The organism is Pseudomonas sp. R3-52-08 (assembly GCF_003851745.1).
In the GTDB taxonomy this organism is placed as follows: Bacteria; Pseudomonadota; Gammaproteobacteria; order Pseudomonadales; family Pseudomonadaceae; genus Aquipseudomonas.
On record NZ_CP027730.1, the window covers coordinates 1738394 to 1756610 of the forward strand.

Annotated in this window: 18 protein-coding genes; 7 read left to right on the forward strand and 11 right to left on the reverse strand. The window is 59.6% G+C overall.

From position 1 onward, the window contains the following. Positions 1-45 precede the first annotated feature (45 nt). On the reverse strand, positions 46-882 hold the full coding sequence (locus tag C4J91_RS08000) for a LysR family transcriptional regulator (RefSeq protein ID WP_124361827.1): 837 nt from the start codon (positions 880-882) through the stop codon (positions 46-48). A 97-nt stretch (positions 883-979) separates the two neighbouring features. Here C4J91_RS08000 and C4J91_RS08005 point away from each other — a divergent pair, with 97 nt between their 5' ends. Together C4J91_RS08005 and C4J91_RS08010 are read left to right on the forward strand one after the other, a co-directional pair. Continuing rightward, the gene (locus tag C4J91_RS08005; protein WP_124361828.1) at positions 980-1879 is read left to right on the forward strand and encodes a DMT family transporter; all 900 of its coding nucleotides are present in this window, start codon (positions 980-982) and stop codon (positions 1877-1879) included. Positions 1880-2011: 132 nt separating this feature from the next. After that, positions 2012-2341, forward strand: a complete 330-nt coding sequence (locus C4J91_RS08010; RefSeq protein ID WP_124361829.1) for a YXWGXW repeat-containing protein — start codon at positions 2012-2014, stop codon at positions 2339-2341. A 27-nt stretch (positions 2342-2368) separates the two neighbouring features. Here the strand turns inward: C4J91_RS08010 and C4J91_RS08015 are convergent, their stop codons facing one another. The 4 genes from C4J91_RS08015 to C4J91_RS08030 form a co-directional block, all read right to left on the reverse strand. Continuing rightward, positions 2369-2764 (reverse strand): PIN domain-containing protein, encoded by a 396-nt coding sequence (locus tag C4J91_RS08015; RefSeq protein ID WP_124361830.1) that lies wholly within the window; start codon positions 2762-2764, stop codon positions 2369-2371. Beyond that, positions 2761-3018, reverse strand: coding sequence for an AbrB/MazE/SpoVT family DNA-binding domain-containing protein (locus C4J91_RS08020; RefSeq protein ID WP_124361831.1), 258 nt, complete (start codon positions 3016-3018; stop codon positions 2761-2763). Before C4J91_RS08020 ends, C4J91_RS08015 begins: the two co-directional genes overlap by 4 nt. 170 nt (positions 3019-3188) lie before the next feature. After that, on the reverse strand, positions 3189-4562 hold the full coding sequence (gene ppnN, locus C4J91_RS08025; RefSeq protein WP_124361832.1) for a nucleotide 5'-monophosphate nucleosidase PpnN: 1374 nt from the start codon (positions 4560-4562) through the stop codon (positions 3189-3191). Between the two features lie 148 nt (positions 4563-4710). Then, entirely contained in the window at positions 4711-5535 is an 825-nt protein-coding gene (locus C4J91_RS08030; RefSeq protein WP_124361833.1) for an aspartyl/asparaginyl beta-hydroxylase domain-containing protein, read from the reverse strand. Between the two features lie 273 nt (positions 5536-5808). Here C4J91_RS08030 and fabV point away from each other — a divergent pair, with 273 nt between their 5' ends. Continuing rightward, positions 5809-7002: an enoyl-ACP reductase FabV gene (gene fabV / locus C4J91_RS08035; RefSeq protein ID WP_124361834.1), complete on the forward strand. Its 1194-nt coding sequence runs from the start codon at positions 5809-5811 to the stop codon at positions 7000-7002. A 60-nt stretch (positions 7003-7062) separates the two neighbouring features. On the opposite strand, the gene C4J91_RS08040 is transcribed toward fabV, so the two are convergent. Then, on the reverse strand, positions 7063-8265 hold the full coding sequence (locus tag C4J91_RS08040) for an anthrax toxin-like adenylyl cyclase domain-containing protein (RefSeq protein ID WP_124361835.1): 1203 nt from the start codon (positions 8263-8265) through the stop codon (positions 7063-7065). Between the two features lie 210 nt (positions 8266-8475). Here C4J91_RS08040 and C4J91_RS08045 point away from each other — a divergent pair, with 210 nt between their 5' ends. After that, on the forward strand, positions 8476-9099 hold the full coding sequence (locus C4J91_RS08045; RefSeq protein ID WP_124361836.1) for an HAD family phosphatase: 624 nt from the start codon (positions 8476-8478) through the stop codon (positions 9097-9099). On the opposite strand, the gene C4J91_RS08050 is transcribed toward C4J91_RS08045, so the two are convergent. Beyond that, the gene (locus C4J91_RS08050) at positions 9096-10001 is read right to left on the reverse strand and encodes a LysR family transcriptional regulator (RefSeq protein WP_124361837.1); all 906 of its coding nucleotides are present in this window, start codon (positions 9999-10001) and stop codon (positions 9096-9098) included. The genes C4J91_RS08045 and C4J91_RS08050 overlap by 4 nt on opposite strands. Before the next feature lie 103 nt (positions 10002-10104). On the opposite strand from C4J91_RS08050, the gene C4J91_RS08055 reads away from it, so the two are divergent. Beyond that, positions 10105-11274: an aspartate aminotransferase family protein gene (locus C4J91_RS08055; protein WP_124361838.1), complete on the forward strand. Its 1170-nt coding sequence runs from the start codon at positions 10105-10107 to the stop codon at positions 11272-11274. Positions 11275-11408: 134 nt separating this feature from the next. On the opposite strand, the gene punR is transcribed toward C4J91_RS08055, so the two are convergent. Next, positions 11409-12323 (reverse strand): DNA-binding transcriptional activator PunR, encoded by a 915-nt coding sequence (punR, locus tag C4J91_RS08060; protein WP_124361839.1) that lies wholly within the window; start codon positions 12321-12323, stop codon positions 11409-11411. A gap of 122 nt (positions 12324-12445) precedes the next feature. Here punR and punC point away from each other — a divergent pair, with 122 nt between their 5' ends. Continuing rightward, positions 12446-13624 (forward strand): purine nucleoside transporter PunC, encoded by a 1179-nt coding sequence (gene punC, locus C4J91_RS08065; RefSeq protein WP_124361840.1) that lies wholly within the window; start codon positions 12446-12448, stop codon positions 13622-13624. A 129-nt stretch (positions 13625-13753) separates the two neighbouring features. Here the strand turns inward: punC and C4J91_RS08070 are convergent, their stop codons facing one another. Continuing rightward, positions 13754-14587, reverse strand: coding sequence for a nucleoside-binding protein (locus C4J91_RS08070; protein ID WP_124361841.1), 834 nt, complete (start codon positions 14585-14587; stop codon positions 13754-13756). A 157-nt stretch (positions 14588-14744) separates the two neighbouring features. On the opposite strand from C4J91_RS08070, the gene C4J91_RS08075 reads away from it, so the two are divergent. Further along, the gene (locus C4J91_RS08075; protein WP_124361842.1) at positions 14745-16247 is read left to right on the forward strand and encodes a nucleobase:cation symporter-2 family protein; all 1503 of its coding nucleotides are present in this window, start codon (positions 14745-14747) and stop codon (positions 16245-16247) included. A 37-nt stretch (positions 16248-16284) separates the two neighbouring features. Here the strand turns inward: C4J91_RS08075 and C4J91_RS08080 are convergent, their stop codons facing one another. After that, positions 16285-17217, reverse strand: coding sequence for a proline iminopeptidase-family hydrolase (locus tag C4J91_RS08080; RefSeq protein WP_124361843.1), 933 nt, complete (start codon positions 17215-17217; stop codon positions 16285-16287). Between the two features lie 93 nt (positions 17218-17310). Continuing rightward, positions 17311-18075, reverse strand: a complete 765-nt coding sequence (locus tag C4J91_RS08085) for a LuxR family transcriptional regulator (RefSeq protein WP_124361844.1) — start codon at positions 18073-18075, stop codon at positions 17311-17313. Positions 18076-18217: the final 142 nt, after the last annotated feature.

Below are 18217 nucleotides of genomic sequence, written 5' to 3' on the forward strand. Positions count from 1 at the left end.
CCCGCTGAACCGGTGACGGTCAGCGGGCTTTTTTGTGCGCGGCGTTCAGACCCTGAAGTGCCTGACTTGCTCGTACAGATGCAGGGCCAGCGCGTTAGCGGTGTCGCACAGCAGATACAGATGCTGTGCGGGGAGGGCCGGCAGTTGCGTGATTTGCCTCAGCCCTTCGCCCATGCGGCTCTCCTCCATCAGGCCCACGGCTACGCCGCTGCGCACGCAAGCTTCTACCGCTGATGAGTTAGGGCTTTCCAGCAATACGCGATGGTAAATCCCGTGATCTTTCAGCGCCTGTAACGCCGCCGCGCGGTACGGGCAACCGGCGATAGGCACGGTGATCGGCAGCGGCGCGTTGGGTGGGTAACTGAACTGCTCGGCGGCGACCCACAGCGGTTGCACAGGCCCCAGGCGCTCACCCTGTGCCAGTGGGTGTGCACTGACGGTGATGACCAGGTCCAACTGGTTTGCCGTGAACAGATTCAACAGTTCGCCACTGGTCCGCGCCTCGATTTCCAGTTCCAGCAGCGGGTTGTCGGCGATCAGCCCCGGCAAGAATGTGTGCATAAAGGCAGGTGCGTAGGTGTCGGGCACGCCCAGGCGGATCTTGCCCTGCATGCGCTGGGGCATCAGCGAGATCAGCAGGCGGTCATGGCTTTTGAGGAATTCGGTGGTTTCGCCCAACAGTTTCCTGCCGTACAGCGTCAGATCCACGCCCTGGTTACTGCGGCTGAACAAGCGTTGGCCGACTTGGTCTTCCAGCTTCTGAATCTGCGTCGTCACAGTAGACGCGCTGCGGTGCACATGTTCGGCCGCCTCGTTGAAGCGGCCAAAGCGTGCTACGGCGTGAAAGGTGCGCAATAGATCGATATTCAGTTGTTTGGCCATGATTCTACTAATACGAATTGGTGGTGCTAATTATTCAAATATACAGAAGAGTCCTCCTTCCTTAGCCTTGAAGTCAACTACACAGGCTGGAGGCTGCATGAAGCGATCAACCCTGGGATTGCTGCTCTTGCAAGGGGCGTTTGTTCTGTCATGGAGTTCGGGCTATATCGGCGCGAAGCTGGGCACCCAAGACAGCGGTGCGTTCAACCTGCTGTTCTGGCGATTTTTGTTGGTATCGCTGTGCCTGGGAGCGTTCTTGAACGTCAGGTTGCTGAAGGTGACCTGGGCGCAGATTCGCCATTACGCCATCATCGGCTGCCTGTCGCAGTTTCTGTACCTGAGCTGCCTCTATGTGGCGATCCAGAACGGCTTGCCGCCGGGCATTGCGGCGATCATCGCGGCGTTGCAGCCGTTGATGACCGCCGCATTGTCGACAGGCAGTGCAACTGAGCGCAGCGGCGGCTGGCAATGGGTGGGGCTCATGGTCAGCTTTGCCGGCGTAGCGATCGTGATCGCCGGGCAGTACAGCAATGGTGGCGAAGAGGTTGGCCTGGCCATGTATGGGCTGCCACTGGTGGCGGCGCTGGGGCTGACGCTGGCGACCTTGTACGAGCGCCGTTCGCAGCAGAGCACGCAGGCCGGCTTGCTTATGCCGCTGTTTATCCAGTCGCTGCTGACGTTGATCGGCTTCACCGGCGCGGTGCTATATACCGATACCTTGAGCATTCCCCATGACGCCGGCGTACTGGTTTCGATTGTATGGCTGACGGTGTTTTCCACCTTTGCCGCCTACTTGAGCCTCTGGCGGCTGCTGCGCGTGATGACGGCTACTCGGGTTGCGGCGTTGGTCTATCTGGAGCCTCCGGTCACCCTGGTATGGGCGGCGCTGATGTTCGGCGACGAAATCCATGTTTCGACCTATGCCGGCATTGCCGTAGTGATTGCCGGGTTACTGTTGTTGCGCCTGAAGCGACCGACCGTCGCCTGCACGACCTGAGGCCTTGAGGGTTCAGCAATCTGACAGACATCTCCTGTTAAAAAATAACTCAAGCCCAAGCAGGAGCCCGGCTGGAACACAGGGGATTTCTTTCTGATGCAGGTACAGGGCGTTAACGCCCGAGGGTTTTGTATGTTGCTACGTTATGCGGCAATGGCGGCGGTAGTCGTCGCGGCATCCGGGTGTGTGCAAGAGCGCGTCGTGCATGAACGCCGGCCGGTACAACGTGAGTATGTGGAAGTCGTGGCACCGCAACCGCCGCCGGTGCAGGTGATTGAAGTCGAGCCGGCGGTGCGCGAAGGTTATATCTGGTCACGCGGTTACTGGCGCTGGGAAGGTGGGCGCTATGTAGCGGTGCACGGCCATTGGGAGCCGGTACGCGTGGGCTATCGCTATGTGCATCCGCATTGGGTGCAGCGCAACGATGGTTATCATTGGCAGGGCGGTGGTTGGGTTCGCTGACCGAGCGGCCTCTCTCCAAAAGATGGCCTAGCCGATCCGTTTCATGCCCGCTGCCTTGACCGCATTCAGGTCGAAGGTGGCGGTGTACTCGCAGCCGGCCGCGTGGGCGCAGCGTTCGATCAGGCAGTCGGCGAAGTCTGCTTTGTTCGCAACGAACTTGCGCAGTGCCTGCCAGACGACATCGGCGTGCTCGACAGTGAGCTCGCGCGTATGCAAAAGGGTTTCCAGCACCATCACCACATCGCTTTTTGCCGATTGGTAGCAGGCCTGCAGCACCCATACCAATTCCACAAGGGTCACCAGGCTGACAAAGCCCGGTGACGCGGCGCTCAATGATTCGATCAGTCGCGACGCCTTGGCGGATTGAACGGGCTCATCCTGGGTGACATAGCGCACCAGCACGTTGGTATCCAGGCCGATCATCGCGCATTTGCTCCCTGTGCCGCGATGGCCCGGTTCATGTCCTCGATGGACACGGCAGTGGCAGGCTTGCGAATCAGCCCCTTGAGGTCGGTGACGGTTTTACTCGCGGCGATCATGGAAAACTTGCCGTCTTCCATTTCGACGAATTCCACCCGGTCGCCTGTTTCCAGGCCGAGGGCCGTCCTGACCTGGACAGGGATGGTGATTTGCCCTTTTGAAGTAAGTGTGGCGGTTGCCATAGTGAAGACCTCCATCGTGATGCTCCTTACCCTAGGGTAAGGAGTGATCGAGGACAATATCCGTTGGTCCACAGGGTGCTCGCAGAAGTGGATGAGTCGGTACTAAAACCCTAGTCCGAACTCTCGATCCCCACACCTGTGATCACGCGCCAAACCGATACAAACTATGACGGCTCGCCGCTGGCTCACTGCACCACGCGGTAACACGGCACATACGCTGCTCCGCCCGGCAATTTCATCCGGTGCTGGGCGACGAAGGCCTTTAGCAATTCATCCAGTGGTTTCATGATCGCCGGGTCGCCGTGGATTTCGTACGGGCCCTTTTCTTCGATCAAACGAATGCCTTTGTCCTTCACATTACCCGCCACAATCCCCGAGAACGCGCGACGCAGGTTGGCCGCCAGTTCATGGGGCGGCAGCGCATGGGTCAGTTGCAGGCTGGCCATGTTTTCGTGGGTCGGGTCGAAGGGGCGCTGGAAGCCTTCGTCGATCTTCAACAGCCAGTTGAAGTGGAATGCGTCGTTGCGCTCGCGACGGAACTGTTTGACCGCCTTGAGCCCTGCGGTCATCTGGCGCGCGACTTCGGCCGGGTCGTCGATGATGATCTGGTAATGCTTCTGCGCCGCTTCGCCGAGGGTCGCGCCGACGAACGCATGCAGTTGTTCCAAGTAAGGCGCCGCATGTTTGGGCCCGGTCAGCACGACCGGGAACGGCAGGTCGCGGTTGTCCGGGTGCATCAGGATGCCCAGCAGGTAGAGAAATTCCTCGGCCGTACCGGCGCCGCCGGGGAAGATGATGATGCCGTGACCGACGCGCACGAAGGCTTCGAGGCGTTTCTCGATGTCCGGCAGGATGACCAGCTCGTTGACGATCGGGTTGGGCGCTTCGGCGGCGATGATGCCTGGCTCGGTCAGGCCCAGGTAGCGGCCGCCGGTGATGCGCTGTTTGGCGTGGGAAATAGTCGCGCCTTTCATCGGACCTTTCATCACGCCGGGGCCGCAGCCGGTGCACACGTCGAGGCTGCGCAAGCCCAGTTCGTGGCCGACCTTCTTGGTGTATTTGTATTCTTCGGTGTTGATGGAGTGGCCGCCCCAGCACACGACGATCTTGGGTTCGACACCCGCGCGCAGCGTACGGGCGTTGCGCAGCAGATGAAACACGTAGTCGGTGATGCCTTGGGAGTTGCTCAGGTCGATGCGCTGGCTGTCCAGCTCGTTCTCGGTGTAGACGATGTCACGCAAGGCGCTGAACAGCATTTCGCGGGTGCTGGCGATCATTTCGCCATCGACGAAGGCATCGGCCGGGGCGTTGAGCAGCTCCAGGCGCACGCCGCGGTCCTGCTGGTGGATACGCACTTCGAAGTCTTTGTAGGCGTCGAGGATGGTCTTGGCGTTATCGATATGCGCGCCGGTGTTGAGGATCGCCAGGGCGCATTGGCGGAACAGGGCGTAGATGCTGCCGCTGCCGGCTTCACTTAGTTGCTGGACTTCACGTTGGGACAGGGTTTCGAGGCTGCCCTTGGGGCTGACGGAGGCATTGATCACTTGACGTTGGGGCATTCTGATTCCTTGAAAGCACAGCCATCGCATCCGTAAAGGCGCAATGGCTTGAGAATGAGGCGCGCCGTATACGGTCGCACGAGACGGTTATTTACCTCACGCACAAGGCCGAGTGCAAATACCGTCCAGCACCATCATGCCGCAGAACTTACTGGATCAGCTTCCAGTTTTTGTAGAAAACCCGACGCAGGGTGAACACCAGGCCGGCAAACCCCGAGATCACGGCGTTCAACACGGAGGGCACCGGGGTCGGTCGCACAATATCGATGAACAGGCAGTAACGTTTCGCATCGTTCTTGTTAAAGGATGCATGCATCAGCGTGTCATCGAAGATGAACAGCGGGTCGTCGTGCCAATAGTGCTTGTGCTTGCCCACCTGGATATACACGCCCTCGTGATGCGGCGCCGGCGCCATGTTGTAGAGCACGCGGAACATCATGCGCAACGGGCCGAAATGGAAGGACGTCGAGCGATTCTCGTTGAACACCGACACGCCGATGGTCTTCACGAATGGCAGTTTCCTGCGCAGTTGCGGGATGTCCAGGGCGGTTTCGATCGGACGACCGTACCACTGGAAAAACAACATGCCGCGTTTCTTCTCGGCCATGCGTGCGTCCAGGTAGCTGATGATTTCTTCCTTGCGGGCCATGGCGTCGTCGATGACCTGTTGCAGATCTTCGCGCCAGGCGAGCGGCAGGTCGTCCAGGGTGTAGACATGACGGTTGCGGCGGCTCAGCAGGTCGAACAGGGTGTTGAACGGCGCCAGGATCCAGGTGTTGCGGCCGTTGCCGATGAAATATTTCTTGAAGGTAGCGCGGTCATACAGGCCATTACGCAGGAAGTCATACAGACCGCAAACCACCACCAGCAGCAAAAACGCCAGGCTGGTGCGCGGAAAACAGGCGATAAACAGTAAAACGCCGAGCACCCAGGCGAGGGATATCAGCTTTTTACCCACGGCATTTTTGCTCATGAAACGCGGCTCCAGGCCTGAAACATAATGAAACAATTTCGTCATGATAGAGCTTTATGGCGCGCGCAGGCGTTTTAAATAGTTCGAAAATTGTGAAGTCGCTGCACAATTTGTAACTGGCCCCAGAGGCAAGCGGGTTTGGGTGGATTGAATTTTGAGAACGGAAGATTTGCGACTATCGTGACGCTTCGGTTTTTCAGACGTCATAGACCGGTACGATTGAAGTTGAATGGCCACCATTGGCCTTCGGCACCTTGGAAGAGGCAGAATTTTATGATCATCAAACCGCGGGTTCGTGGCTTTATCTGTGTGACCGCTCACCCTGTTGGCTGTGAAGCGAACGTCAAAGAGCAGATCGACTACGTGATTCAGCACGGCGCCATCGAAGGCGGTCCAAAGAAGGTGCTGGTCCTCGGCGCTTCCACTGGTTACGGCCTGGCCGCGCGCATCAGTGCCGCGTTTGGCTGCGGTGCCGACACCCTGGGCGTGTTTTTTGAAAAAGAAGGCGAAGAAGGCAAGCTGAGCTCCGCTGGCTGGTACAACAGCGCGGCGTTCGAGAAGTTTGCCGTGGAAAAAGGCCTGTACGCCAAGAGCATCAACGGCGACGCGTTTTCCGATGAGATCAAGCGCCTGACCATCGACACCATCAAGAAGGACCTGGGCAAGATCGACCTGGTGGTCTACAGCCTGGCCGCGCCACGCCGTACCGACCCGCAAGGCGTGGTGCACACTTCCACCCTCAAGCCGATCGGCAAGGCCGTGACCCTGCGCGGTATCAACACCGACAAGGGCGTCGTGGTCGACACCACCCTGGAGCCTGCCACCCAGGAAGAAATCGACGGCACCGTCAAAGTGATGGGCGGTGAGGACTGGCAGCTGTGGATCGACGCCCTGCGTGACGCCGATGTACTGGCTGAAGGCGCCAAGACCACCGCGTTCACCTACCTCGGTGAGAAGCTGACCCAGGACATCTACTGGAACGGTTCCATCGGCGAAGCCAAGAAAGACCTGGACAAGAAAGTCCTGACCCTGCGCGACAACCTCGCTGCGCTCAAGGGCGACGCCCGCGTGTCGGTACTCAAGGCCGTGGTTACCCAGGCCAGCTCGGCGATTCCGATCATGCCGCTGTACCTGTCGCTGCTGTTCAAGGTGATGAAAGAGCAGGGCACCCATGAAGGCTGCATCGAGCAGGTCTACGGCCTGTTCAAAGACAGCCTGTACGGCAAAGAGCCCAAGCTCGATGCTGACGGCCGCCTGCGCGCCGACCTGGCCGAGCTGGAGCCGAAGGTCCAGGACGCCGTGGCCGCGCTGTGGAACCAGGTGACTGACGACAACGTTAACGAAATCAGCGATTTCGCCGGTTACAAGGCTGAGTTCCTGCGTTTGTTCGGTTTTGAAGTCGACGGCGTGGACTACGACGCGGACGTGAACCCGACCGTCAAGATCAACGGTCTGGTCCAGGCATAAGCGCTATCACTGTGGCGGCTTGATAATCGACTTATCAAGCCGCTTTTTGCTGCTCAGCTGTCAGGCTTGCCTGGAACCAGACAGGCGCTGTTTTGCCAGGGTGAAGTCTGACCGCCTCACATTCACCACCTCCTTCTCCCATAGCGGATTGAGCGGCACGTGATAACCGCTGTCCTTGGCGGTCTTTATCAGCTCAGCCATTTCCCTGCTGTCATGGATGATACTGATCTCATCGAATCTACCTAGCTTTGCCGGCAGGAAGAAAGTCGCCGGGTAGTTTGCTGCCACGTCCGTCGCAGGGCTGCCTGAGTCTGCATTGTGATGGACCACCCGCTCCGCGTCGCCGACCAGCTTTCGATTGATGATTCCGATCATTTCCTCTATTCGCGGCGTGATATTGCCGAGATCGGGGTTTTCCTTGTGGTAGAAATGAGCGGCATTTTCAAAGTCCGCCGATAACTCCCGTGGAACTTGCTGGTAGTGGCTAACCCGATCCCTGAAGACACTGTGGGCGATATCGGGTACCGGCAGCTTATCCTGGGCGCCAAAGTCACTTAGGTGAGGCGCGATCATGTGCAGGTCATAGTCGGCGGTCAAGGCTTTGCCCTCTAGCTGCTTGGCCAGCACGTGCAGCACCTTGCCGTTGTGCGTAATCAGATAGTTGTCGTCGCCAGGCGTGGCGGGATGGGCTTGGAATGCATAATGCTGCCGACTTGGCCCGCGAGCGCTCAATTGCAGCGTGCCATCACCTCCGCGAGCTGCCCGCCCAGTGATTTGGCCAAGTTTTACCAGCTCGTCAATGCGATGACGCGAGAGTTTCAAGGGGATCGGGACTGCATGGCCTTGCTCGATGCAGTCCAGGACCTGCGCGTTGGCGTCAGCCACCGTTTCCGGTGATTTGTGCGCGAACTGTTCGAGCTTGCTAAATGCCTGGTCCGTACAGATCAAGCCGGATTGTGGCCCCCAATTGGCACTTTTGCCTTTGATATGAAAGTCCTTGGTGGGGTGCCCGGCTTCTATCAGCCCTGTGGCCACGGATTCGACCGGGCGTATGCCGATGATGGAGTTGGTAGCTGCCGCTATCCGTTGCAAGGGGGCGAGGTGGCTCGACACTATTCCGGTTCGCGCTTTTGCCTGGTCGATCAGTGCATGCGGGGCATCGACCTCCGACGTAGTGCTGGCCTGCACAAGCGCCTGGTTACGTTGCAGTACTTCCAGACTGAGCGCAGAAGGTGATGTTACAGCGGTAATCATGGCAATCATTGGAATACCTCTACGTCACGTTTTTTTGCGACCGTATTGATGATTCCTTTCAGTCATGGATTTCCCTGAGAGCGAAGCTCACCTTAAACGATGCTTTCGGCGATGTGAGTGGGCGTTTCACTTTTCAGAACGGTCCTACCGTGGCTTACCTTTTGCTGTTTGCTCCGGCATGCAAGACTGCGTCATCCATGTGCGCAAACAGGAGGACCCATGACGATTCGTGCAGTCGTGTTTGATTTCGGCGGTGTGTTGTTTGACTGGAACCCGCAACATCTGTACCGCAAGCTCATTACCGACGAGCAAAAGCGGCAATGGTTTCTCGACAATATCTGCACCCAGGCCTGGAACACCGAACAGGATGCTGGCCGCACCCTCGCCGAAGCCACCCGCCACCTGATTGAGCAACACCCCGAACATCAGAGCCTGATCCAGGCTTATTACGAGCGCTGGCACGAGATGTTGCGTGGTGAGTTGCCCGAAGGTGTCGCAATTCTCACTGCGTTGCATCAAGCGAATATGCCGCTGTTCGGGCTGACCAACTGGTCGGCGGAAACCTTCCCCTATGCCCGCGAACACTACCCGTTCCTCCAGGTTTTCCGCGATATCGTCGTATCTGGCCAAGTGAAACTGGTCAAGCCTGACCCGGCGATCTACCATGCCAGCCTCGATCAGGTGCGCGCCCATTTGCCGGATGTCCAGCCTGGTGAAGTGGTGTTCATCGATGACGTTGCCAGTAATGTCGAAGCGGCCGTCGCTCTTGGTTGGCAGGGGATTCACCATGTGTCGGCCGAGCGTACCGCCGCACGTCTGCGCGAGTTGGGGGTGGGCTTCTAGCGCGCCCACTTCTCCATGGCAAAGTCGACGAAGGCGCGCAGCTTGGGCAAGCGGTAACGGTCCTGGCGATACAGCAGATGCATCGGGCGGCTGGACAGTTGATAGCTGGTCAGCAAGGCTACCAACTTGCCGCTCTCCAGGTCCTGCTGCACCAGGGCATCGGCCAGCATGCTGATGCCCATCCCATTGACGGCCGCCTGGCGCAAGCCCTGCGAGCTGTTGATGGTCAATGAGCCGGAGACCGGAACCTCTACCTCGCCGTCCTCGTCGGTCATGCGCCACAGCTTGTCGGTGTCGCGCCAGTTGTCGTTCGCCGGATAGGCGAACGCCAGGCAGTTGTGGTGCCGCAAGTCATCGGGCGTCGACGGCGTGCCGCGTCGCGCCAGGTAATCAGGCGACGCGCAGAGGGTCAGGGTGTAATCCTGCAGTGGCCGGGCGATCAGGCTGGAGGTTCCCAAGTCGCCGAGACGGATTGCCACGTCGAAGCCGCTGTCGACCAAGTCCATCCGCTCATTGCTCAGCACCACGTACAGGTCGATCTGCGGGTAGCGCTGGGAAAATTCGCTCAAGGCCGGCACCAGGCGTTCGCTGCCGAATACCGGTGGCACGGTAATACGCAGGCAGCCTTTGGGCGTTTCGCTGTGGATCTGCTCCGCCAGCAGTTCGGAGTCGGCCACCAGCCCGAGCACCTCAAGGCAGCGCTGGTAATACTCCCCGCCGAATTCCGTGAGGCTTTGTTTGCGCGTGGTGCGCTTGAGCAGGCTGACCCCCAGGCGCTGCTCCAGCGCGCGTAGGTGATTGCCGACCATGGTGGTCGACATTCCGCATTCCTGTGCGGCGGCGGTCATGCTGCCGGTCTCCACGACTTTCACGTACACCGACATTGCCTGGAACACATCCATTATCAAGCCCTGGTTCAAAGTCATTGCAGGAATGTGCAGTTTATCCAGCACGGGTGGCTAACGATACTGCACCCATCCTCACGATGCACTGGAGCTTGCCACCATGACCGCCGCCTGCCTGATGACCACGTATCAACCTTTGGCCCTGAGCTTCACCCGTGGCCTGGGTACGCGCCTGTGGGACCAGCAGGGCCGTGAATACCTCGACGCGGTGGCCGGTGTGGCGGTGACGAATGTGGGCCACTCCCACCCAAGGCTGGTGGCGGCGATCCGTGAGCAAGCGGGCCTGCTGCTGCACACCTCCAACCTCTACAGCATCGATTGGCAGCAGCAGCTGGCCCGGCGCCTGGCTCAGCTATCCGGCCTGGACTGCGCGTTCTTCAACAACTCCGGCGCCGAAGCCAACGAGACGGCGCTGAAACTGGCACGCTTGTATGGCTGGAAAAAAGGCATTGAAGAGCCGTTGGTGGTGGTGATGGAGAACGCCTTCCACGGGCGTACCCTCGGCACCATGGCGGCCAGTGACGGGCCCTCGGTGCGCCTGGGTTTCCAGCGTTTGCCGGGGGATTTTCTCAAAGTCGGGTTTGGCGATCTGGCGGCCCTCGAAGCCATTACTGAACAATTCGGCACACGTATAGCGGCCGTGCTGCTCGAACCGATCCAGGGCGAAAGTGGCGTGTTGCCCGCGCCGCCCGGCTACCTGAAAGCCCTGCGCGATCACTGCACGCGCCACGGCTGGCTGATGATGCTGGATGAAATCCAGACCGGCATCGGCCGCACCGGCGCCTGGTTTGCCTTCCAGCAAGAAGGCATTACCCCGGACGTGATGACCCTGGCCAAAGGCCTCGGCAACGGCGTGCCCATCGGCGCCTGCCTGGCCCGGGCCGCCGTCGGCCAGTTGTTTACCCCCGGCAGTCACGGCAGCACCTTTGGCGGCAACCCCTTGGCCTGCCGGGTGGGCTGCACGGTGCTGGACATCATTGAAGAGCAAGGCTTGCTGCAGAACGCTGCGCAACAGGGTGCACGGCTGCTGGCGCGGTTGCGGGTGGAATTGAGCGAGCATCCGCAGGTAGTGGCGATTCGGGGGCAGGGCCTGATGATCGGCATCGAACTGGCTCGCCCGTATCGCGATCTGGCCCAGCGTGCGGCGCAGGAGCATGGGCTGCTGATTAACGTGACGCGCGGCAAGATCATCCGCCTGCTGCCACCGCTGACGCTGGATGCCAAGGAAGTCGAGATGATCGTACGGGCGATCACCCGTTTACTTGAGTAAAACCCGATCAAAATGTGGGAGGGGCGGTGCGACGATTCGACTTGCCCCCGCAGGCGGCGTGTCAGTCACCACATTATCGGCTGGCCTATCGCTTTCGGGGGCAAGCCCCCTCCCACAGGAGATCTGCGTCACCTTTATAGATCGTTGCCATTCAGCCATTCCTGGTTCATGGTTTCGGTATCTCCCAGGTATTCCAACAACCACGTCATCGCCGGCGACAGTTTGTTCTGCGCCCACGCCACGCACGAGGGGCTGGCAGGGAAGGGCCGGCGCAATTGCAGCGCCACCAGCTCACCGCGCTCGATCCATGGCAGCACCTGATGCGCCGGGGCCATGCCGACGCACAAGCCATCACGCAGGCAATCGAGCGCCGAGGACCAGTTGGGCACCACCAGGCGCCGCTGGTTATCCAGGGTCCATGTATCGCGCTTGGGCAGGTTGCGTGAGGTGTCGGTCATGCACAGGGATGCATATGGGCGAAGTTGATCGTCACTGAGCAGGCCTTCTATCGCCGCCAAGGGATGCCTGGCGCTGACCACGCACAGCCAGTTCAACAGGCCCATGTCGCGGAATGTGAAGTGGCTGGCCACCGGCACCGCGCTGGTGGCGCCGATCACAATGTCGGTGCGCTCATCCGCCAGGGCGTCCCACACGCCGTTGTACACCTCGTACTCCAGCAGCAATTCCACTTCGGGAAACTGTCGATAAAAATCCAGCACCAGTTGCCGACAGCGCTGCGGCTTGACGATGGAATCCACTGCCACCTTCAATTGCCCGCTCCAGCCATTGGCCACCTGCTGGCACAAGCGCCGTGTGCCGAGCATTTTTTTCATTACGCCACGGGCTTCGTCTATAAACAGCCGGCCGGCGGGCGTCAGCTCCACGTCACGGTGGCGCCGTATGAACAGCGGCACCGCCAGCCATTCCTCAAGCTGACGCACCGTATAGCTGATGGCCGACGGTACGCGATGCAGTTCCTGAGCGGCGGCGCTGAAGCTGCCGTGGCGTGCGACGGCATCGACCACATCCAGGGAGTATTCGGACCACATGGCGGCTGCCTTCAAAATTATTGATAAGAGTGTCCAATTATTATCGCTTCACAGGAAAACTGTCAGCTTCATAATGGGCGCCAGTCAGCAAATAGTTTGATGGCAGGATCCACAAGGCTTCAATGAAAAATTCTTTTGGTTTCACTTGGTATCTGGCGGGGCTGAGCATGCTCGGTTATCTCGCCATGGACATGTATTTGCCGGCGTTTGGCGCCATGGGCGCGCAGTTGCAGATTGGCGCCGGGGCCGTGGGCGCCAGCTTGAGTATTTTCCTCGCCGGGTTTGCGCTAGGGCAGTTGCTGTGGGGGCCGTTGTCCGACCGGCTCGGGCGCAAGCCGGTGCTGCTTACGGGGCTGAGCCTGTTTGTACTGGGGTGCCTGGGCATGTTCTGGGTGCAGACCGCGCCGCAGCTGTGGGCGCTGCGTTTTATCCAGGCGATCGGTGTGTGTTCCGCCGCCGTGAGTTGGCAGGCGCTGGTGATTGATCGCTACCCGGCCGACAAGGCGCACCGCGTGTTCGCCAGCATCATGCCGCTGATGTCGCTATCGCCGGCCCTGGCGCCGCTGTTGGGCGCGATGGTGTTGAATCACTTTGGCTGGCAGGCGATTTTCGGCGTATTGCTGGGCGTGTCGCTGCTCTTGCTGCTGCCGACCGTGTTCCTGGGTAGCGCGCCGAAGCGCCAGACGGACGCACCGGTGCGCCTGGGCTATGCACAGCTGCTCACTTCACGGGTATTTACCGGCAACGTCATGATATTTGCCGCCTGCTCCGCCAGTTTCTTTGCCTGGTTGACCGCTTCGCCATTTATCCTTGGCGGCATGGGTTACAGCCCGAATGACATCGGCCTCAGCTACGTGTTGCCGACCCTGGCGTTTCTGGTCGGCGGCTACAGTTGCCGCAGCGCCTTGCAACGTTTGCCGGGCAAGACCCTGCTGCCGTGGCTGCTCGCGTTCTACTGCCTGAGCATGGTGGCGCTGTATCTGGTTGCAACCCTGACCGTGCCGACCCTTACTACCTTGCTGATTCCGTTCTGCCTGATGGCGCTGTGCAACGGTGCCAGCTACCCGATCGTGGTAGCGAATGCGCTGATGCCCTTTGCGGAAAATTCCGGCAAAGCGGCGGCGCTGCAAAATACCCTGCAGTTGGGCTTGTGCTTTCTTGCCAGCTTGTTGGTGTCCTCCATGATCGAGCAGCCGTTGTTGATTACGGTAATTGTGATGCTGGCGACCGCGCCGCTCGCTGTGCTGGGTTATTGGCTGGCGCGACCGAAGGCTCGGCGTTCAAAACTTGCAAGCGCATGAACTGACAGTACGGTCAAAAATGTGGGAGGGGGCTTGCCCCCGATAGCGGTGTATCAGTGCCAGCTAGGCTAGCTGACCCACTGCTATCGGGAGCAAGCCCCCTCCCACATTTGTATTGTGTTTCTTCAGTTAGAACGTCACTTCCAGATTCACCGTCGGCGTTGATGTGCGGCTCCCCCGGCCACCGTCCACGCCGAACTTGTTATGCCAGTACTCGTAGCCTACGCCCAGGTACAGGTTCGGTTTGACGCTCTTGCCCGGCCGCACCGCCACCATCAGCGCGGTGCGCATCAGGGCTTCCGGCGCTGTATCGCGGCCATGATAATCCTCGCCTTTCTCCCCCACGTAATTGATGAAGCCCTGGAATTTCGCCGCGTGGTTGGCGATCTCGAACGGGCGCATCCATGTCAGGTTGAGCATGTAAGTGTCGTCAAAGGTGTGGTTCGATTCCCGCGCGCCGGGAATGCCTGTGTGGTTCTTTTCTTTGTAGTACATCAGGCTCAGGTCCAGCACGCCGACGGTATTGAATTTCAAGGTGGGGCCGATGACCAGGGCGCGTTTTTTGGCGGAAGCGACGTTGTTGTTGCGGTTGGCATCAAAACCCAGCGTCAGCGCGTAGTCCTTGATCAGCCCGGTGCCCAGCGGCGTGTCGAATACCCGTGAGGCATACAGTTGGTGCCGGTACACCGCGTAGACCTCGCTGCCACCGTGGTCGGTGCCCTTGCGCGGGTCGTTGCTGTCAGACAGGAACACATCGAGATTCAGAAAATGGCTGCCGTACTGGTAGCCGCTGGCGTGGGTGAAGCTGTAGATGCGCTTGCTGAAGTCGTCGGGGTTGTTCGGGTTGGTGAAGTGCTGGCCGTAGCGAAACCCCAGGCTGTTGTTCATCCACTCCACTGCGACAGCCTCGCCGCCGCCGAGAAGGGTCAATGCGACGGTTGCGCCCTGCAATGCCTTTTTCATTCTGTTGGCTCCTTTGGCGTTCTGGCTCATGACGGCCGGATTGTTTTTGTAACGCCGCGGCAGGGTATCTTGTCTGAACAATTGTATACAACTCTATGGACATACAGTCTGAACATTGCATACAGTGAGCGCACAACAAAAACAGAGACCCCTCACCATGACTATCCCGAAGGCGTCACCGCAGCGGCCCGAAGATGAAAATCTAGGCGTCGCCGCCAACATGGCTTACGGCCTGCAGCATGTGCTCACCATGTACGGCGGCATCGTTGCTGTACCGTTGATCGTCGGCCAGGCGGCCGGGTTGTCACCTGCGGATATTGGCCTGTTGATCGCCGCGTCACTGTTCGCCGGCGGCCTCGCCACGCTGTTGCAAACCCTTGGCCTGCCGTTCTTCGGTTGTCAGCTGCCGCTGGTGCAGGGCGTGTCGTTCGCGGGTGTGGCGACGATGGTGGCGATCGTCGGCAGCGACGGGGCAGGGGGCGTGCCGGCGATTCTCGGCGCGGTGATGGCTGCGTCGTTCATTGGTTTGTTGATCACTCCGGTGTTTTCACGCATCACCCAGTTTTTCCCGCCGCTGGTGACCGGTATCGTGATTACCACCATCGGCCTGACCCTGATGCCCGTGGCGGCGCGCTGGGCCATGGGCGGCAACAGCCGCGCGGCGGATTTCGGCAGCATGTCGAATATCGGCTTGGCTGCACTGACGTTGGTGCTGGTGTTGCTGTTGAGCAAAATCGGCAGCGCAACCATCTCGCGCTTGTCGATTTTGCTCGCGATGGTGATCGGCACAGTGATCGCGGTGTTGTTGGGTATGGCCGACTTCTCCGCCGTCACCCAGGGGCCCATGTTCGGTTTCCCCACGCCCTTCCATTTCGGCATGCCGACCTTTCATGTGGCGGCGATTATTTCCATGTGCATCGTGGTGATGGTCACGCTGGTGGAGACCTCGGCGGACATCCTGGCGGTGGGCGAGATCATCGACACTAAAGTCGACTCCAAACGCCTCGGCAATGGCCTGCGCGCCGACATGCTGTCGAGCATGTTCGCGCCGATCTTCGGCTCCTTCACGCAAAGCGCATTCGCCCAGAACGTCGGCCTGGTGGCGGTCACCGGGGTGAAGAGTCGGTTCGTGGTGGCAACCGGCGGGGTGTTCCTGGTGGTGCTGGGCCTGCTGCCGTTCATGGGCCGGGTGATTGCCGCCGTGCCCACATCGGTGCTTGGCGGGGCCGGCATTGTGCTGTTCGGCACGGTGGCGGCCAGCGGTATTCGCACGCTGTCCAAGGTGGACTATCGCAACAACATGAACCTGATCATCGTGGCCACCAGTATCGGTTTCGGCATGATCCCCATCGCTGCCCCCAGTTTCTATGACCAGTTTCCCAGCTGGTTCGCGACCATTTTCCATTCGGGCATCAGTTCGTCGGCGATCATGGCGATCTTGCTGAACCTGACGTTCAACCATTTCACCGCCGGTAACTCGGACCAGCAATCGGTATTCGTGGCGGGGACTGAGCGCAGTTTGTGCTTTCGCGACGTGGCGGCGCTGCGCGATGGGGATTACTACCGAGGTGGGAAGTTGTTCGATGCCGAGGGTAAGGAGATTCCGTTGGTGGCGGATACTTTGAGAAAAGCATCAAAGCCTGAGCCCACCGAGGTCTAAATGTGGGAGGGGGCAAGCCCCCTCCCACATTTGGAATCTAGCCAGCCTTGAGCGCCGTGTGCTGCATTGAGCACACCTCATCCAGAAACTTCACCACTGTCCCCATGCACGCCTGGCGTTCTTCCACGTGGGGCATATGGCTGGAGTCTTCGAACAGCGCCCAGCGTACGTCCGGGATTTCATCCAGGAACGGCTTGACCACCAACGGCGTGGCTTCGTCATGGCGACCGGAGATCACCAGGGTCGGCACCTTGATGGCCGATAGTCGGCCAATCACATTCCAATCCTTCAAGCTGCCAATCACATGGAACTCAGTCGGGCCGCTCATGGCGTGGTACACCGTCGGGTCGGCATCGACCTGGGCGAAGGTGCACGCCACCTCTTCCGGCCATGGGTTGACGCGGCACACGTGCTGGTCGTAGAAAATCCGCGAAGCCGCTTGGTATTCCGGGTCTTGGTAGTTACCGACGGCCTCATGCTTGAGCAGGGTTTCATGCACACCTTCGGGCAACAATTTGCGCAGCCGATTGGCCTCGCTGACCCAGGTGCGCATGCATGTCGGTGAGTTGGCCGGGATAAAGGCACGCAGGCCCTTGGGCTGCAAAATGGCATGTTCGCTGCCGAGCATGCCGCCCCAGGATTGCCCGAGGATCGCGTAGTTGTCGCTGATTTGCAGGTGGTCGAGCAGGTTGTTCAACTCGTCGAGGAACAAACCGATGGTCCAAAAGGAAGAGGGTTTGTCAGGTAAATGCGTCGAGCGGCCATTGCCCAGCTGGTCGTAGTGAATGACCGCATGGCCGCTGGCGGCGACATCCTTGAACGCGTCGACGTAATCGTGGGTGCAGCCGGGTCCGCCATGGATGATCACCAGCGGTGTGCGGCCTGTCGCCAGTTCACCGGTGATGCGATACCACGTCTGATAGGCGCCGAAGGGTGCGTAGCCTTCGCGGACTTTCTCGATGAATTCCATTTCGTACCCTGCTCTGAAAAAAAGGATCAGGGCTACGATAGTCTGCACGCAACGTTTAGGTAACTAGCAAAACAGCTAGGTTTTGCCTAAGGATCAATCGTCCAGCAACCGGTAGTGCGTGGCTCGCACCACCGCCTGCACGCGGTTCTTGGCGCCCAATTTGTGCATGGCCGACGCCAGGTGCAGGGTGACCACCGCCAGCGAACGGCTCAATTGCGAGGCGATCTCGGCCGCAGTCAAGCCATCGGCGGCCCATTTCAGGCACTCGCGCTCGCGTTTGGTCAGGTGGATATGCGGGTAGGTGCGCAACGCTTTGTTGAATAAAGGGTAAGCCGCCTCCTGTAACGCATGGCTGATCACGCTGAAGTCCGACAAGGTTTGCTGCGCATCCTTCAATACCGTGCTCGCCGTACCGGTGCGCAGGCCGGTCAACGAGGCGAAGCCACCGCGGGGCAGGTGGATCGGTACGCTGACGCCGCAGGTCAACTGCTGTTCGTGCAGGTAGGACGAAACGGGTGCATGGCAGGGGTCGATGATCGTTTGCAGGGCAGTCTCGGCCTTGGCCTCATAAGACCAGACAAATGGCGACACACTGTTCAAGGCCAAATGTTGAACCGGGTCGATCTGGTAGAACCCTTCGCTGCACCACAAGGCGTGCCAGTCGGTCGGCGTGTTGCGCAGTTGCAGCACCGAGGGCGTGATCAGCGCACCGTTGAGGTCGATAGGCACTGGCGTGTAGTCGTACACCAGCGCATCGAAGCCCAACTGTTGGGCGAGGATAAACGTATTGTCCATCTGCTCGTCCAGGCTCCTGCCCGGCATCAGACGACTATTGAAGGCAGTTAGCTTGGCCAGCATCCGTTCTGCTCCCGAATTCATTTGAATCTCGACTTGCTGCAAGTAGAATGCCACGCCCCGGCGAAGGACTGCCAGGCCAAACCTATAAGAAACGCTAGGTTATGGACGCGCGGCATCCTCGGTAGTGTTGACGTGATAAACG

What these genes read in the sequence shown, in the direction of transcription:
- ppnN (WP_124361832.1), bottom strand. Translation starts at nt 4,562, where the DNA reads ATGCCCCAACGTCAAGTGATCAATGCCTCCGTCAGCCCCAAGGGCAGC.
- C4J91_RS08020 (WP_124361831.1), bottom strand. Translation starts at nt 3,018, where the DNA reads ATGGAGGTCTTCACTATGGCAACCGCCACACTTACTTCAAAAGGGCAA.
- C4J91_RS08015 (WP_124361830.1), bottom strand. Translation starts at nt 2,764, where the DNA reads ATGATCGGCCTGGATACCAACGTGCTGGTGCGCTATGTCACCCAGGAT.
- fabV (WP_124361834.1), top strand. Translation starts at nt 5,809, where the DNA reads ATGATCATCAAACCGCGGGTTCGTGGCTTTATCTGTGTGACCGCTCAC.
- C4J91_RS08045 (WP_124361836.1), top strand. Translation starts at nt 8,476, where the DNA reads ATGACGATTCGTGCAGTCGTGTTTGATTTCGGCGGTGTGTTGTTTGAC.
- C4J91_RS08050 (WP_124361837.1), bottom strand. Translation starts at nt 10,001, where the DNA reads ATGGATGTGTTCCAGGCAATGTCGGTGTACGTGAAAGTCGTGGAGACC.
- C4J91_RS08030 (WP_124361833.1), bottom strand. Translation starts at nt 5,535, where the DNA reads ATGAGCAAAAATGCCGTGGGTAAAAAGCTGATATCCCTCGCCTGGGTG.
- C4J91_RS08040 (WP_124361835.1), bottom strand. Translation starts at nt 8,265, where the DNA reads ATGATTGCCATGATTACCGCTGTAACATCACCTTCTGCGCTCAGTCTG.
- C4J91_RS08085 (WP_124361844.1), bottom strand. Translation starts at nt 18,075, where the DNA reads ATGCTGGCCAAGCTAACTGCCTTCAATAGTCGTCTGATGCCGGGCAGG.
- C4J91_RS08070 (WP_124361841.1), bottom strand. Translation starts at nt 14,587, where the DNA reads ATGAAAAAGGCATTGCAGGGCGCAACCGTCGCATTGACCCTTCTCGGC.
- punC (WP_124361840.1), top strand. Translation starts at nt 12,446, where the DNA reads ATGAAAAATTCTTTTGGTTTCACTTGGTATCTGGCGGGGCTGAGCATG.
- C4J91_RS08005 (WP_124361828.1), top strand. Translation starts at nt 980, where the DNA reads ATGAAGCGATCAACCCTGGGATTGCTGCTCTTGCAAGGGGCGTTTGTT.
- C4J91_RS08010 (WP_124361829.1), top strand. Translation starts at nt 2,012, where the DNA reads ATGTTGCTACGTTATGCGGCAATGGCGGCGGTAGTCGTCGCGGCATCC.
- C4J91_RS08080 (WP_124361843.1), bottom strand. Translation starts at nt 17,217, where the DNA reads ATGGAATTCATCGAGAAAGTCCGCGAAGGCTACGCACCCTTCGGCGCC.
- C4J91_RS08075 (WP_124361842.1), top strand. Translation starts at nt 14,745, where the DNA reads ATGACTATCCCGAAGGCGTCACCGCAGCGGCCCGAAGATGAAAATCTA.
- C4J91_RS08055 (WP_124361838.1), top strand. Translation starts at nt 10,105, where the DNA reads ATGACCGCCGCCTGCCTGATGACCACGTATCAACCTTTGGCCCTGAGC.
- punR (WP_124361839.1), bottom strand. Translation starts at nt 12,323, where the DNA reads ATGTGGTCCGAATACTCCCTGGATGTGGTCGATGCCGTCGCACGCCAC.
- C4J91_RS08000 (WP_124361827.1), bottom strand. Translation starts at nt 882, where the DNA reads ATGGCCAAACAACTGAATATCGATCTATTGCGCACCTTTCACGCCGTA.